This is a genomic window from Mycobacterium sp. 1245801.1 (assembly GCF_001673055.1).
Lineage (GTDB): Bacteria > Actinomycetota > Actinomycetes > Mycobacteriales > Mycobacteriaceae > Mycobacterium > Mycobacterium europaeum_A.
This window is the reverse complement of sequence record NZ_LZKY01000190.1, coordinates 1-526: the sequence shown is the minus strand read 5'-3', so window position 1 is coordinate 526 and position 526 is coordinate 1. Positions and strand designations below refer to the sequence as shown.

Genomic DNA, 526 nt, shown 5'->3' with positions numbered 1-526 from the left:
AGATCACCGCCCTGTGGTTCACCGGCGGCGGAAACGGCGCCGAGTTCCACACACATGGCGACGGCGCCGGCGCGCAGGGCATCTGGAACGCGCAGGGGCAGTGCCGCGGTATTTATGACGCGCCCGTGAAGACGACATGGAAGACCGGTGCGTTTCAGGACGGGTCGACACAGAAGGCCAAGAAGGTTCTGCACCGCGACCTCGAACTCGGATTCCATTGTGTCGAAACGCGAATCCCGCCGCGGTCGGCCGAGGACAACGAATCCGAGTTCCGCAAAATCTTCGACTACGACGTCGACGAGTGGGACGACGACCCGGAGCCCACCACGATCCACCTCGAGACAGATCGGTCGGGTGAACGCAAACTCGACCTGCTGTTGTCCGAGGCCCCGATTTTCGACCCCGACCAGGACCCGATCGAACAGCAATACATCAACCTGCTACTGAAACTGCGCGCCGGGCAACCGATGTGGTACGAGGACGACGTCATCACCACATTCCAGTCAGGCGCCACAGCCTCTGCTGG

General features: G+C 62.2%; 1 protein-coding gene. It reads left to right on the top strand.

Annotated features, from left to right (window positions below; all coding sequences use genetic code 11):
* Nucleotides 1-526, top strand: a 526-nt coding sequence (locus A5622_RS29645) for a hypothetical protein (protein ID WP_197508001.1), incomplete at both ends; no start/stop codon positions are given.